This window comes from Geodermatophilus sabuli (assembly GCF_010686765.1).
Classification (GTDB): domain Bacteria; phylum Actinomycetota; class Actinomycetes; order Mycobacteriales; family Geodermatophilaceae; genus Geodermatophilus; species Geodermatophilus sabuli_A.
Window position 1 is genome coordinate 24,978 of record NZ_JAAGWF010000026.1, and the last position, 14,360, is coordinate 39,337.

Annotated in this window: 11 protein-coding genes; 4 read left to right on the top strand and 7 right to left on the bottom strand. The window is 75.0% G+C overall.

Annotated features, from left to right (window positions below; translation table 11 throughout):
• Positions 1 to 10 precede the first annotated feature (10 nt).
• The 3 genes from murJ to GCU56_RS20260 form a co-directional block, all read right to left on the bottom strand.
• The gene (gene murJ / locus GCU56_RS20250; protein WP_345771968.1) at positions 11 to 2,023 is read right to left on the bottom strand and encodes a murein biosynthesis integral membrane protein MurJ; all 2,013 of its coding nucleotides are present in this window, start codon (positions 2,021 to 2,023) and stop codon (positions 11 to 13) included.
• The gene (locus tag GCU56_RS20255) at positions 2,020 to 4,317 is read right to left on the bottom strand and encodes a DUF6049 family protein (RefSeq protein WP_163483673.1); all 2,298 of its coding nucleotides are present in this window, start codon (positions 4,315 to 4,317) and stop codon (positions 2,020 to 2,022) included. Before GCU56_RS20255 ends, murJ begins: the two co-directional genes overlap by 4 nt.
• Positions 4,318 to 4,390: 73 nt before the next feature.
• Positions 4,391 to 4,867, bottom strand: coding sequence for an NUDIX hydrolase (locus GCU56_RS20260; RefSeq protein WP_163483676.1), 477 nt, complete (start codon positions 4,865 to 4,867; stop codon positions 4,391 to 4,393).
• 81 nt (positions 4,868 to 4,948) lie between these two features.
• Between GCU56_RS20260 and GCU56_RS20265 the strand changes: the two genes are divergently transcribed.
• On the top strand, positions 4,949 to 6,409 hold the full coding sequence (locus GCU56_RS20265; RefSeq protein WP_163483677.1) for a CCA tRNA nucleotidyltransferase: 1,461 nt from the start codon (positions 4,949 to 4,951) through the stop codon (positions 6,407 to 6,409).
• Positions 6,410 to 6,411: 2 nt separating this feature from the next.
• Here the strand turns inward: GCU56_RS20265 and GCU56_RS20270 are convergent, their stop codons facing one another.
• Positions 6,412 to 7,677 (bottom strand): MFS transporter, encoded by a 1,266-nt coding sequence (locus GCU56_RS20270; protein ID WP_163483679.1) that lies wholly within the window; start codon positions 7,675 to 7,677, stop codon positions 6,412 to 6,414.
• Between the two features lie 117 nt (positions 7,678 to 7,794).
• Between GCU56_RS20270 and GCU56_RS20275 the strand changes: the two genes are divergently transcribed.
• Positions 7,795 to 8,460 carry a YqgE/AlgH family protein gene (locus GCU56_RS20275; RefSeq protein WP_163483681.1) on the top strand — a complete coding sequence of 222 codons (666 nt, stop codon included), beginning with the start codon at positions 7,795 to 7,797 and terminating at the stop codon, positions 8,458 to 8,460.
• Positions 8,461 to 8,605: 145 nt separating this feature from the next.
• On the opposite strand, the gene GCU56_RS20280 is transcribed toward GCU56_RS20275, so the two are convergent.
• The 3 genes from GCU56_RS20280 to GCU56_RS20290 all read right to left on the bottom strand — a co-directional run bounded on the left by GCU56_RS20280 (position 8,606) and on the right by GCU56_RS20290 (position 11,215).
• The gene (locus tag GCU56_RS20280; protein WP_163483683.1) at positions 8,606 to 9,364 is read right to left on the bottom strand and encodes a hypothetical protein; all 759 of its coding nucleotides are present in this window, start codon (positions 9,362 to 9,364) and stop codon (positions 8,606 to 8,608) included.
• Between the two features lie 94 nt (positions 9,365 to 9,458).
• Positions 9,459 to 10,538, bottom strand: a complete 1,080-nt coding sequence (locus GCU56_RS20285) for an inositol-3-phosphate synthase (RefSeq protein ID WP_163483685.1) — start codon at positions 10,536 to 10,538, stop codon at positions 9,459 to 9,461.
• 98 nt (positions 10,539 to 10,636) lie between these two features.
• Positions 10,637 to 11,215 carry a helix-turn-helix transcriptional regulator gene (locus GCU56_RS20290; RefSeq protein ID WP_163483687.1) on the bottom strand — a complete coding sequence of 193 codons (579 nt, stop codon included), beginning with the start codon at positions 11,213 to 11,215 and terminating at the stop codon, positions 10,637 to 10,639.
• 132 nt (positions 11,216 to 11,347) lie between these two features.
• Between GCU56_RS20290 and GCU56_RS24860 the strand changes: the two genes are divergently transcribed.
• Positions 11,348 to 11,761 (top strand): DUF5318 family protein, encoded by a 414-nt coding sequence (locus GCU56_RS24860; protein ID WP_345771970.1) that lies wholly within the window; start codon positions 11,348 to 11,350, stop codon positions 11,759 to 11,761.
• Positions 11,762 to 11,926: 165 nt separating this feature from the next.
• A complete protein-coding gene (locus GCU56_RS20300; RefSeq protein ID WP_345771971.1) occupies positions 11,927 to 14,353 on the top strand; it encodes a transglycosylase domain-containing protein in 2,427 nt (808 codons plus the stop codon).
• Positions 14,354 to 14,360 lie beyond the last annotated feature (7 nt).

Below are 14,360 nucleotides of genomic sequence, written 5' to 3' on the forward strand. Positions count from 1 at the left end.
GCCCCGCTGCTCACCCGCGCCCCAGCCGGGCCCTGACCGCGGCCAGGGGCTCCCGGACCTCCGGAACCCGGGCGAGCACGATGCCTGCGAGAGCCGCGACGCCGATGACCACGGTACCGATCAGCAGGGTGCCGAGCGAGCCCGCGACCGACGAGCCCAGCGCGTCCTCGGTCACCCGCACGGCGACCCACCCGAGCAGCCCGGCCACGACCGAGGCGGCCACGATCCGCAGCACCGGGCCGAGCGTCGCCGTCCCGCTGCCGAGAGTTCCCAGGCGGCGACGGAGCGCGAGGTACCCGAGGACCCAGCCGGCCAGGTAGGTGACGCTGGTGACCAGCATCAGGCCGGCGACGACGGCGTCGGGGCCGACCACGACCGGCACCAGCAGCAGCAGCGGCACGCGGACGGCGACCATGCCCAGCTGGACCAGCGTCGGGGTGCGGGCGTCCTTCATCGCGTAGAAGACCCGCAGCTGCAGGAGGGTCACCGCCATCGGCAGCAGGCCGAAGGCGCCGACGGCCAGGGCCGTCCCGATGGCCTGGGCCTCGGCGACGCTGGTGTTGCCGCGGGCGAAGGCGACGGTGGCGAGGGCCGGCCCCAGCACCGTCAGCGCGGCGGTGACCGGCAGCAGACCGAGGGCGGACAGCCGGGTGCCCAGCGCCAGGTCCTGGGCCACGCCGGGCACGTCCTGGCGGGCCGCGGCCCGGCTCATCCGGGGCAGCAGCGCGGTGAGCAGTGCGACCCCGATGATCCCGTAGGGCATCTGGAACAGCAGGCTGGCGATGGCCAGGGCGCTGGACCCGAGGCCGCCCTCGCGGGTCGCCGCGTTGGCGATGCGGGTGGCGACGACCACGCCCACCTGGCTGACCGCGACGTAGCCGATCACCCACAGCCCGAGCCGGCCGATCTCCCGTAGGCCGGTCTGCCGCAGGTTCCAGCGGGGACGCAGCGGGACGCCGGCCCGCCGCAGCAGCGGCAGGAGCACCAGCGCCTGCAGCGCGATGCCGAGCGTCGTCCCGCCTCCCAGCAGCCAGATCTGGCCGCTGCTGATGGTGGCGGGCGTCAGCTCGCCGGGCCCACTGGCGGCGATGAACAGCGCGCCGGTGGCGATGACCACGAGGTTGTTGAGCACCGGCGCCCACGCGGGGGGCCCGAACACCCCGCGGGCGTTGAGGATCGCGGTGGCCAGCGCGCCGACGCCGTAGAAGACGATCTCCACGAGCAGGATGCGGGCCAGCCAGTTGGCCAGCCGCACCTGCTCGGGGTCGCCCTGGATGCCGTAGAGGGCGGTGAGCAGCGGCGCCACGGCGACCGCGACGGCGGTGACCACCACCAGGCCGACGACGGCCACCGTGGCCAGCCGCTGCGCGTAGCGGACGCCACCGTCGGCGTCCCGTTCCTGGGCGTGCACCAGCAGGGGCACGATCACCGACGTCAGGACGCCGCCCAGCAGCAGCTCGTAGACGATGTTGGGCAGCGTGTTGGCGGTGTTGTAGGCGTCGTTGACCAGCGTCACGCCCAGCGCCGCCGCCAGCACGATCGTGCGGAGCAGCCCGGTCACCCGGGACACGAGGGTCGCCACGGCCATCGTGCCGGCGGCGCGCAGGATCCCCCGGCTGGCGCCGGGGGCGCCCTCGCGGGCCTCGACCTCCTCGTCGGTCTCGTCCACCGGGCGGGGCACCGGGGGCAGCACCGGGATCAGCTGGGTGTCGTCGGGCCCCGGCACCCACCGGGACGTCGTCCTGGGGCGGGGCGGCGGAGGCGGTGCCGGCAGCCGCCGGACGCGCGGTGCGGGCGGCGGTACCGGGGGCATCGGCCGTGGACCGGCCGTCGCCTTGGGGTAGGGCGGCGGGGGCAGCGGCAGGGCCGGCGTCGCCGGGCCGGGGACGGCGGGCGGCGCGGGGGACGCGGTGGACGGCGCCGGCTGGTCCTCCGGGGACGCCGCCGGCCGCCCGGGTGGGACCGGCGGCAGGGGCACCCGGCGCTGCTGCTCGTCCACCGGCCCGTCGCCGCGCCCGGTCACACGGGGCTCCGCGTCGGGGGCAGCGGCACCGGTGTGTCCGCCTCGGCCGCCGGCGTCCCGGCGCGACGGCGCAGCACGAACCGCACCAGGCGGCGCAGGAACAGCAGGCCGAGCAGTGCCGCGGCGCCGATGGTGATGAGCAGCGAGATCGTGCCGTAGGCGGTGCTGCGCACCTGCAGCTCGACCTGCTCGCCGAGCACGCCACCGGCGGGGGTGGTGAGCGTCGCGACCACGCCGAACCGGCCCGACTGCCGCACCTCGGTGGGCACCTCCACCGTCGTCCGCTGGTCGGGGGCGAGCACCTGCTCACCGACGTCGGCCACGGTGAGGGCGTTGCCGCGGGTCTGCACGCGCAGCTGGACGCGCACGGCGAAGGGCAGGTCGTTCTGGACGGTGAGCACCAGCGGGGCGTCGGTCGAGGCGAGGCTGTAGGTGCCGTCGGCGGGGGCGAGCAGGCCGACCTGGCCGCGGACCTGCTCGAGCGTCGCCCGCAGGTCCGCGGCCGCGGACCGGAACGCCTCCGGGTCGTCCCGCCACGCGGCCGAGGCCGACCGGGACACCGCCGCGTCGTAGCGGGCCAGCGTCGCCGCCGGGTCGTCGACGACTGCGCTGGCGAGGTCGTCGCGCACGGCGACCGCCGCGGAGACGTCGGCCAGGCCCTCGGCCGCCAGCCCGCCGGGATCCGCCGGTGCGGCGAGCTCCCCCGTGTCGACCGAGGGGCCCTCGGCGAGCTGGACCACCGTCGCCGGCCGCAGCCAGGGGACCTGCGCCGAGGCGGCGATCATCTCGCTCACGCCGGCGGGGTCGGCGTCCACCTCGCGGGGCGGGGCGATCAGCACGGTCTGCCCGGCCGCCGGGTCGACGCCGCCGTCCATGGCCAGCAGCGCCAGCTCGGCCAGGTAGCGCTGCCCGGCCCCGGTGCCGCCGGGTGCGCCGGACGACGCCCCGACCAGCCCGCTCAGCCCGCTGTCGGCGACCAGCGCGTCGACCGGACCGTCGGGCGTGGGCACCGTCGTCCGTGCGGCCGCGCTCCCGCCGTCGAGGCCCAGGGCGGTCGTGCCGTCGGTGAGCCCGTCGGGGGTGAGCACCACCCGGTCGATCCCGCCGGCGCGCAGCGTGGCGAGGCTGTCGGGACGCACGGCGCCGCCGACCGACCAGGCCAGGTCGGTGCGCGCGGTCACCCCGAGGGCGTCGCTGAGGACGTCGGCGCCGAGGACGGCCGAGGCGTCCTCGTCGGACCCGTCGTCGGGCGGGCTGCCGGCGGGCAGGCTCCGGGTGACCACCTCGGCCAGCCCGGCGGCGGTCAGGGCATCGGTGTCGACGTCCCCGTAGGGCAGGGCGACCACCGGGTGGTCCGCGGCCACGGCTCGCAGCCGGTCCAGGAACGCGGCGGCCTCGTCGGTGCCCTCCCCCGCCCCCTCGCGGCCGGCGACGTCGTAGGGGCCCTCGGCCATGAGCGCGAGCTCCTCGACCAGGGCGGGGTCGACCGCCAGCGTCACGGGGACCGAGGGCCGGGGTTCACCGCCCTCGGGGGGAGCGGTCTGCGGCAGCCGCTCGACGACGGCCAGGGCGCGGTCCAGCCGACCCTCGGGGGACACGGCCGCGGCCAGCTCGTCGTCGACGAAACGGCCCGCGGCGTCGCGGTGGGTGCGTTCCACGACGGGCCACAGCCACGCGACGCTGGTCGGCGCGGCCGGCTGGGCGGGCGGCTGCACCAGGAAGGTGGACAGCTCCCCGACCCGTCGGCGCTCGCCGTCCGGCCCGTCGGCGTTGAGGTTGAGCAGCACCGGGTAGACGCCCTCCTGGTCCACCTGGAGCGTGCCGGTGTCCGTGGTGAGGACGAACGACGTCGAGTCGCCGGGCCCGAGCTCCCCCGGGACCTCCTGGAACGGGGTCGTGACCGCCGTCGTCGGGTCGGGGTCGGCGTCGGTGGCCAGCAGCTCGGCGCGGCTGTCGAGCAGGTCGCCGCGCTGCAGGCGGACGTCGAGCCCGGCCAGCGTCTCGGTCCCGGTGTTGGTGAGCGTGCCGGCGACGGTGACCACGGCGCCGGGGCTGAGCACCCGCGGCTCGAACCGGGTGACGTCGACCTGCACCGGCCGGGTCGCGTCGCCGGCGTCGTCCTCCGCAACCGGAGCAGGCTCCCCAGGTGCGGCGGCCGCGGCCGGGGCCAGCGCGACGAGGGGGGCGGCGAGCAGCCCGGCCAGGACCGCACCGGTCGGTGCGGCGCGGCGGGAGCGGGGACGACCGTGCCGCACGGACCGGCCGCCGGTACGCCCGGCAGCCGATCGCCTCACGACAGCTCCCCGCCGGCGCCCGTCGGTCCGGGATCCCCGGTGCTGTCCGCCCTGCCCGCCCTGGCCGGCCCGGTCACGCGCTGTCGGCGAGGAGTGCGGGGGCCCGCTCGACCAGCGCACGCTCGTCGGCGTAGGCCAGCCGGTCGCTCAGCTCGTCGAGGGGCACCCAGGCCACCTCGGTCACCTCGACGTCGGCGTCGGAGAGGGCGCCGCCGATGGCGCGGAGCAGGAAGTGGTGCACGGTCTTGTGCACGCGACGGCCGTCGGCGACGAACCAGAAGTCGATGATCCCGAGCGGGGCGACCACCTCGCCGATGATCCCGGTCTCCTCGGCGACCTCGCGGACGGCGGTGTCGGCCGGGGTCTCGCCCTCCTCGATGTGGCCCTTGGGCAGGGACCACAACAGCCGGCCGCGCCGGTCGGTCCGTCCGATCAGCGCCGCCCGCGGCCCCGTGATGGGGTCGTCGGCCACCACCAGGCCCCCGGCGGAGGTCTCGTCGACCCGGCGCAACCGGCGGCCGGGGCGTCCGCGCCCGCCCGTCCCAGCCATGCCAGGAGGGTAGCGCGCGCCACGGCACTACTCTGGCTGGTCGTGTCCGCACAGCCCCCGCGTCGTCCTCCCGCGGAACCCGTGCCCCCCGCCGTGCAGGAGGCGGTGCGGCACCTCGTGGACGTCTCGCCCGTCCTGACCGAGCTGGGGGAGCGGTTCACCGCCGCTGGTCACGAGGCGCACCTGGTGGGCGGATCGGTCCGCGACGCGCTGCTCGCCGCCGGTGCGGCGGGTGGGCGGCCGGCCGGCACGACGGACGGCGACCTCGACGTCACCACCGACGCCCGTCCCGAGCAGGTGCTCGAGCTGCTGCGCGGCTGGGCCAGTTCCACGTGGAACACCGGGATCGCCTTCGGCACCGTGGGTGCCGAGGTCCGCGGCGTCCGGCTGGAGATCACCACCTTCCGGGCCGACCGCTACGACCGCGAGTCCCGCAACCCGCAGGTGGCCTGGGGCACCTCGCTGGTCGACGACCTGGCCCGCCGCGACTTCACGGTCAACGCGATGGCGGTCTCGCTCGGGCCCGACCGGGCGGTCACCGACCCCTACGGCGGGCTCGGTGACCTGCTGGCGAAGCGGTTGCGCACGCCGGCCACGGCGGCGGAGTCCTTCGCCGACGACCCCCTGCGGATGCTGCGCGCCGTCCGGTTCGTCGCCCAGCTGGGCCTGACCCCGGACGACGACGTCGTGGCGGCCATGACGGCACTGGCCGGGGACCTGTCCCGGATCACCCCGGAGCGGGTGCAGGTGGAGCTGGCCAAGACGCTCCTCCAGGACTCGCCCCGGGCCGCGCTCGAGTTGTTCGTGTCCACCGGACTGGCCGACGTCGTCCTGCCCGAGCTGCCCGCGCTGCGGATGGAGATCGACGAGCACCACCAGCACAAGGACGTCTACACGCACTCGCTGACCGTGCTGGACCAGGCGATCGCGCTGGAGAGGGCCGACCCGGATGCCGACTCCCCCGACCTCGTGCTGCGGCTCGCGGCGCTGCTGCACGACATCGGCAAGCCGGCCACCCGCCGGCACGAGCCGCGGGGCCGGGTGTCGTTCCACCACCACGAGGTGGTCGGCGCCAAGCTGGTGCGCAAGCGGCTGCAGGCGCTGCGCTTCTCCAAGGAGGTCACCGAGGCGGTCGCCCGGCTGACCTTCCTGCACCTGCGCTTCCACGGCTACGGCCGCGGCGAGTGGACCGACTCCGCCGTCCGCCGGTACGTGACCGACGCCGGGGACCTGCTGTCCCGTCTGCACAAGCTGGTGCGCTCGGACTCCACCACCCGCAACAAGCGGCGGGCAGCGGCGCTGTCGGCGACCTACGACTCGCTGGAGCAGCGGATCGCCGAGCTGTCGGCGGCCGAGGACCTCGCGCGGGTGCGACCGGACCTCGACGGCAACGCGATCATGGGGATCCTCGGGATCGGGCCGGGCCGCGAGGTCGGCGAGGCGTGGCGGTTCCTCAAGGACCTGCGCCTGGAACGCGGCCCGCTGGACCCCGACGTGGCCGAGGCGGAGCTCCGCGCCTGGTGGGCCACGCGCTCGGGTTGAGCTCAGCGGGCGATGCGCAGGGAGGCGACCGCACTCACCGCGTAGACGGCCCCCACCGTGACCACCAGCGCGACCGAGATCCCCGACGGCGGCAGCAGGAGGGCCGCGGCCAGCAGCGCCGTCACGTAGCTGACGTTGACCAGGGTGTCGTAGACGGAGAACACCCGGCCGCGGAAGTCGTCCTCCATGGACTCCTGCAGCGTCGTGTCCACGCAGATCTTCACCGCCTGACCGACGAAGCCGAGCACCAGGCCGACGAGGACGGCCGTGACCGGGAGGAACGGCAGCGACAGCGCGACCAGCGCGGGTCCGGCGCCGGCCAGCAGCACGCTGACCCAGCGGGCCTTGCCCAGGCGCCGGACCACCGCGGGGGTCACCGCGGCGGCGAGCAGCGACCCACCCGCGCCGGCCGCGACCACGAGACCCAGCCCCGCCAGCCCACCGGGGACCAGTCCACCGGTCGTGAACGTGTTGCGGAACAGCAGCATCGACATCAGCGTGACCAGCCCGAAGCACAGCCGGTGCGCGGTGATGACCGCCAGCGCGGCGGCTGCGGGTGGGCGTTCCCACGCGTGCTGCGCGCCCGCGACCATCCCGGCGGCCACCTCGCGCAGCGAGAGTGCCGGGCTGCCGGCCGGGTGGTCGGGCCCCAGGTGCTCACGGGAGAACCGCGACACCACGCCGGCCGCCACCAGGTAGGGGACCGCCGCCGCCAGGGTCAGCAGGGCGTACGCGCCGTCGCCCGCGTCGCCGAGCTGCAGCAGGCCGACGGCGACCGCGCCGCCGCCGACGGTCGCGACCGCGCCGCACGTCGTCGACAGGGCGTTGGCCGACACCAGGGAGGGCTCGTCGGCCGTGTGCGGCAGCGCCGCCGAGAGCGCGGAGAGCACGAACCGGTTGACCGAGAACACCGCGAGGCCGACCACGTAGAAGCCGGCACCCGCCACGCCCGCCCACACCAGCGCCGCGAGCCCGGCGACGAGGGCCGCCCGGACCAGGCCGGCGCGCACCAGCACCTGCCGGCGGCTCCACCGGTCCAGCCAGACACCGGCGAACGGGCCGACGACGGAGTAGGGCAGCAGGAGGACGGCGAAGCCGAGCGCGACGTCGAGTGGGTCGGCGGCGCGCTGCGGGTTGAACAGCACCGTCCCGGCCAGCGCCGCCTGCAGGACGCCGTCCCCGAACTGGGCGGCGAGGCGGGTGGCGAGCAGCCGGCGGAAGTCCCACCGGGGCAGCAGGTGCCGCACGGAGGTCTCCGCTCGGCGCACCCCATCACCCTACGGTGGTCGAGTCCTCCCGCAGGGTGGACGACCGGCCGCAGGCGGTCCTCGCACCCGGGCGGCGCGGCCCTGCCCGGGGCCGCCCGGTGGGGCACACTGGGTGCGATGACTCTCCCGCCCTCGTCCGACCCCGACCCCGGTCCGCCCGCGCGGCCGGCGACGGGCCGACGTGGTGCGGGCGCGGTCCCCGCGCTCTCGATCGGCGGCCTCGACGACGTGCGCCCCGGCGCGCTGCTGGTGGCCATGCCGGCGCTGACCGACCCGACCTTCGCCGGGACCGTCGTGTTCGTGCTGGACCACAACGACAGCGGCACGCTGGGCGTGGTCCTCGGCCGGCCGAGCCAGGTGGAGATCCGCGACGTGCTGCCCGGCTGGTGCGACCTGGCGGTCGACCCCGGGGTGTTCCACGTGGGGGGCCCCTGCGAGACGGACACGGCGCTGTGCCTGGCCGTGTGCCCCGCCCCGGCGCCGGCACCCGACAGCGGGCTGCGGCGGGTCGCGGGCGACGTCCACCTGGTCGACCTGGACGCCGACCCGGTGGAGCTCCCCGGCCACGTCCGCGGGCTGCGGGTGTTCGCCGGGTACGCCGGCTGGTCGCCGGGTCAGCTGTCCGGCGAGATCGCGGAGGGTGCCTGGGCCTGCGTGCCCGGCCGCCCAGACGACGTCCTCTGCGACGCGGCCGGGCCCGAGCTGTGGCGGCGGGTCATGGGCCGGCAGACGGGGCGGCTGGCCGTGCTGTCCACGGCGCCGGCCGACCCCTCGGCGAACTGACCCGGTACCCGGACACGCCCGCAGGTGCGGCGCCGCGGCGCGACATCTGGTAGGAAGTGGATCCGGGAGGGGGCGGTCTGGGGAAGAGGCCGCCCCCTTCCCCCATGTCCGGGTCCGTCCAGGGCGGTGCGGACGGGCTCCTGCCTCACAGCCCGACGGTGGCCGCGATCTCCGGGTGCGCCGCGCCGTCCGCGGTCTGCTCGTCCTCCGGCACCTCGATCACCCGGGGACCGTGGTCGGAGAGGGTGACCGTCACGTCCTCCTCCTGGCCGGGCAGCCGGGTGACGAACTGCGCCAGCAGGTCGCTCGACCGGTCCACCGCGACCGTCCAGCCCGACGGTGAGGCGTAGACCGCCGTCAGCTGGCCGTCGACCGAGCGGTCGCCCTCCCAGGTGTAGGCCGCGTCCTGGAAGGCCCCGGCGTCGTCGGCCTCGGCGGCGGACAGGTTGAGCACCAGCCGGACGAGGACGTCGGTCAGCGGCGACTCCTCCCCCGTCGCCACCGGCCGGCGCACGTAGGCCGCCTCGGGCAGGCCCGCCCCGGCCAGCGCCTGGGCCAGACCGGGGACGTCGCCGAACCACAGCTGGTCGGCGGTGAAGAACAGCGTGCGCGTGTCGTCGGGCCGCTCGTCGCCGTAGGCGGTCACCGCCTGGGCCCGGCCCACCGCGCCGGTGAAGTCGACCTCGCCGGTCAGCGTCAGCACGGTGCCCTCGCCGTAGGGGGCGGTGACGACGAAGTCCGCGCCGCCCTCCTCCCCGTTGCGCGCCAGCAGCTGCGCGAGGACGCCGGCCTCCTCCTGGGTCACCGCGTCGCCGGTCTCCCGGTCACCGGCGTCCCCGGAGCACCCCGTGAGCAGCGCGACGGCAAGCCCCAGGGTGGCGAGCAGCGGACGGCGGCGGGACATGCCGTGCAGCGTATGCAGCCTCGGGCGCCGCACCCCCGACGACGCGACAGGGCCCGCACCCCGGACGGGAGTGCGGGCCCCATCGGGTCCTCGCTCAGCGCTCGATGTCGCCGCGGATGAACGCCTCGACGGCGTCGCGCGCCTCGCTGTCGTCGTACTGCACGGGCGGGCTCTTCATGAAGTAGGACGACGCCGACAGGATCGGGCCGCCGATGCCGCGGTCCTTGGCGATCTTGGCGGCGCGGACGGCGTCGATGATGATGCCGGCCGAGTTGGGCGAGTCCCAGACCTCGAGCTTGTACTCCAGGCTCAGGGGCACGTCACCGAACGCGCGCCCCTCCAGGCGGACGTAGGCCCACTTGCGGTCCGACAGCCACGGCACGTGGTCCGACGGGCCGATGTGCACGTTGTCCTTGCCCATGTCGCGGTCGACCTGGCTGGTGACCGACTGGGTCTTGGAGATCTTCTTGGACTCCAGCCGCTCGCGCTCGAGCATGTTCTTGAAGTCCATGTTGCCGCCCACGTTGAGCTGCATCGTGCGGTCGAGCTGCACGCCGCGGTCCTCGAACAGCTTGGCGAGGACGCGGTGGGTGATCGTGGCGCCGACCTGGCTCTTGATGTCGTCGCCGACGATCGGCACCCCGGCGGCGGTGAACTTGTCCGCCCACTCCTTCGTGCCGGCGATGAAGACCGGCAGGGCGTTGACGAAGGCGACCCCGGCGTCGAGCGCGGCCTGGGCGTAGAACTCCGCGGCCTGCTGCGAGCCCACGGGCAGGTAGCAGACGAGGACGTCGGCGCCGGACTCCCGGAGCGCCGCCACCACGTCGACCGGCTGGTCGTCGGACTCCTCGACGATCTCGCGGTAGTACTTGCCCAGCCCGTCGAGGGTGGTCCCGCGCTGGACGGTGACGCCGAGCGGGGGGACGTCGCAGATGGTGATGGTGTTGTTCTCGCTGGCGACGATGGCCTCGGAGAGGTCCCGGCCGACCTTCTTGGCGTCGACGTCGAACGCCGCCACGAACTCCACGTCGGACACGTGGTAGTCGCCGAAGCGGACGTGCATGAGGCCGGGGACCGACTGCGTCTCGTCGGCGTCCCGGTAGTAGTGCACGCCCTGGACGAGCGAGGCGGCGCAGTTGCCCACACCGACGATGGCGACCTTGACGGTGCCCATGTGGTCTCCTTCTGGTCGGACCGCGAACGGTCGTTGTCTCCCGGACCGCGTGCGGTCCTGCATGGTGCAGACGACGCCCGGTCGGGCGACGCCTCGGTTCATGGGGTGCGGGGCGGCTCGTCGGAGGACGCCTGCCGCTCGCTGTCGATGAGCTCCGAGAGCCAGCGCACCTCGCGGTCGACGGAGTCCAGGCCGTGCCGCTGGAGCTCGAGGGTGTAGCGGTCGAGGCGTTCGCGGGTCCGGCTGAGCGAGGACCGCAGGCCCTCCCGCTGCCGCTCGACGGTGCGACGGCGGCCCTCCAGGATCCGCAGCCGCACGTCGGCCGCGGTGTGCCGGAAGAACGCCAGGCGGACCCCGAAGAGCCCGCCGTCGTCGTACGCCTCGGGACCGGCCTGGCCGACCAGCTCGTGGAAGCGTTCCTTGCCCTCGGCGGTGATCGTGTAGACGACCTTGCCCCGCCGGCCGGTGAGGGGTGGCGCGTCGGCCGGCAGCAGTGCGTGCTTGTCGGGATCGTCGGTGGAGACGTACCCCGCCGCGTGCAGCCTCTTGAGGGCCGGGTAGAGCGAGCCGTAGGAGATGCTCCGCAGCCCACCGAGGACCTGCGCGAGTTGTTTGCGCAGCTCGTAGCCGTGCATCGGGGACTGGTGCAGCAGGCCGAGGATGGCGAACTCGAGCACGTCGCCTCCCGTCGCCCTGCTGTTCGATGTATCGACACGATACATCGGACGGACGACCCGGGCGACACCGGGCGGGGGCGGGGTACGGGCGCAGACCCCTCCGGCCGTCCCCGCGATGCGTACATTGGACGGGTGCCCGGACGACGATCCGTCGTGGACTACTCGCTGCAGCGGCGATCCGTCCTCGCCGACGTGTACGCGGGACGCACCGGGCTCTTCGAGGTGTGTGACGCCAGTCCCTACCTCTCCCGCGCGGCCAAGTACCACGGCGAGGCGACCGACGTCGTCTGCCCGGTGTGCCGCAAGGACCGCCTCACGCTGGTGAACTACGTCTACGGCGAGCACCTCGGTCCGACCGCCGGCCAGGCGAAGACGCAGGTCGAGCTGGCCCGGATGGACACCATGCAGGAGGAGTTCACCGTGTACGCCGTCCAGGTCTGTCGCGGCTGCGGCTGGAACCACCTGGACTGCTCGTACGTCCTGGGGATCGAGCCGGAACCGGGGCGCCAGCCGCGCCGGACCCGCCGGCGCGCTGGCACGGAGTAGTCGACCGCGGGAACACATCGCCCCGCCGGACCCTTCCGTCACAGGGGTCCGCCCCGAGGCGCGCTGCCGCGCGTCATCCCCGGCTAGCACTGCTGGAGACGCCACCCTGGGCGGCGGGACGCCATCGTCCCGTGCCCATCGAACGAGTCAGAGAGGGGCCCGTCCGTGCCTCCCCACGACGAGACCACACCGGTCGGGCCGCGCGGCGGCCCGGCCCGGCGGCCTGCGCCCGGACGCGGCGGCACCGCCGGCGCCCGGCGGCCGGCGCCCGGTCGGGGCGGCCGCACCACGGCGTCCCGGGGCGGCGCGGTCGCCACCCGCGGCCGTCCGGCGGGCAAGGCGCCCCGCACCCGCAAGCAGCGGCGCCGCCGCCGGCTCAAGGTCCTCATCGGGGCCTTCGCCGGCCTCCTCGTCCTGCTCGGCGTCTTCGTGGGCGTGGTCTACGCGACCACGGAGGTCCCCGATCCCGGCTCGGTGCAGAACTCCCAGACGACGGTCGTCTACTACGCCGACGGCACCACCGAGATGGCGCGTCTGGGCGACGAGAACCGCACCAACGTCAGCCTGGCCGAGATCTCCGAGCCGGCCCGGCAGGCGATCCTCGCCGCGGAGAACCGGAACTTCTACTCCGACCCGGGCATCTCCTTCACCGGCATCGTCCGCGCGGCGTGGAACAACCTCACCGGGGGCTCCACGCAGGGCGGGTCGACGATCACCCAGCAGTACGTCAAGAACGCCTTCCTCACCCAGGACCAGACGTTCAGCCGCAAGTTCCAGGAGCTCTTCCTCGCCGTCAAGCTGGACAACCAGTACGAGAAGGACGACATCCTCGAGAACTACCTGAACACCATCTACTTCGGCCGCGGCGCGTACGGCATCGAGGCCGCGGCGAACACCTACTTCGGCGTCCCCGCGGCCGAGCTGACGGCCCAGCAGGGCGCCGTCCTCGCCGTCCTGGTCCGGAGCCCGTCGCGGTACGACCCCGAGAACGACCCCCAGGGCGCCCAGGACCGCTGGAACCTCGTGCTCGACGCCATGGCCGACGAGGGCTGGCTGGCCGACGCCGACCGCGCCGCCTCGGTGTACCCGCCGGTGCTGCCCAAGGCCGGCTCGACCCTCGGCATCCCGGCCGGGTCGGAGGGCCTGGTCGTCCAGCGCGCGCTGGCCGAGCTCGAGGCCAAGGGCTACGACGAGCAGCAGATCCGTGCCGGTGGGCTGCGGATCACCACGACGGTGGACAAGCCCGCACAGGACGCCGCGCTGGCCGCGGTCGCCGACGTCATGGAGGGCGAGCCCGAGGGCCTGCGGGAGGCGCTGGTGGCCATCGACCCGCGCACCGGTGCGGTGCGGGCCTACTACGGCGGACCCACCGGCGCGGGTGACGGCGCGATCGACTACGCGCAGGCCCAGCGCCAGCCCGGGTCGTCGGTCAAGCCCTACGTGCTCGCCACCGCCCTCGAGGAGGGCATCAGCGTCACCGCCCGCCGCGACGGCAGCTCGCCGCAGGAGTTCCCGGACCGTCCCAACCTGCCGGTGCGCAACTCCGGTGGCGCCTCCTGCGGGTCCTGCACCCTGATGGAGGCCATGACCCGGTCGCTGAACACGACCTACTACGGGCTGGCCTACGAGGTGGGCGCGGAGGCGGTGCGGCAGAACATCCTCGAGGCCGCCGGCCTGCCGGAGACGTGGGCCCCGACCGGCAGCATCCTCGACGGCAAGGCCACCCTGGCCGACCCGGAGACCGGTGGCACCGGCGCCTCGATCGGCATCGGTCAGTACGAGATGCGCCCGATCGACCAGGCGCACGGCTTCGCCACCTTCGCCAGCGGGGGCGTGGAGCACGAGCCGTTCTTCGTGAGCCGGGTGACCGACAGCGAGGGTGCGGTGCTGCTGGAGTTCGCCGGCGACGCCGGCGACCAGGTGTTCCCGGCCGACGTCGCCAACGACGTGACCTACGCGCTGACCGACGTGGCCGACTACTCGCGCCGATCGCTGGCCGGTGGTCGCGAGGTGGCCAGCAAGACCGGTACCCAGGGCCTCAACGCCCAGGACAACTCCGACGCCTGGATGGTCGGCTACACCCCGTCCCTCTCGACCGCGGTGTGGATGGGCAACGACTCGCCCAACGACCCGATCGAGACCGCCGGCGGGGCGATCATCTACGGCTCCGGGCTGCCCGGCGCCATCTGGCAGCAGTTCATGGACACGGTCCTCGAGGGGACGCCGGAGGAGGACCTGCCCAACCGGCCGGTCATCCGGGGCGACACCGGTGAGGGCGTGCCCGCGCCCGCCCCGGCGCCGCGGACGCAGACCCAGTCCCCGTCCACCAGCCCGCCGTCGGCCCCCGCCCCCCAGCCGGAGACCGACGAGGACACCGAGCAGGACGCGCCGGACCAGCAGACGCAGGTCCAGCCGGTACCGGAGCAGCCGGTCCCGGTCCCGGGCACCGGTCAGCCGGGCACCGGCCAGCCGGGTGCCGGTCAGCCCGGTGGGAACCAGCCCGTGCCCAACCAGCCGTCGGTTCCCGGCGGGCAGCCGGTCCAGCCCGGCGCGCCGGCTCCGGACGACACGGAGGAGCAGCCGACCGGCTGACCCGGCG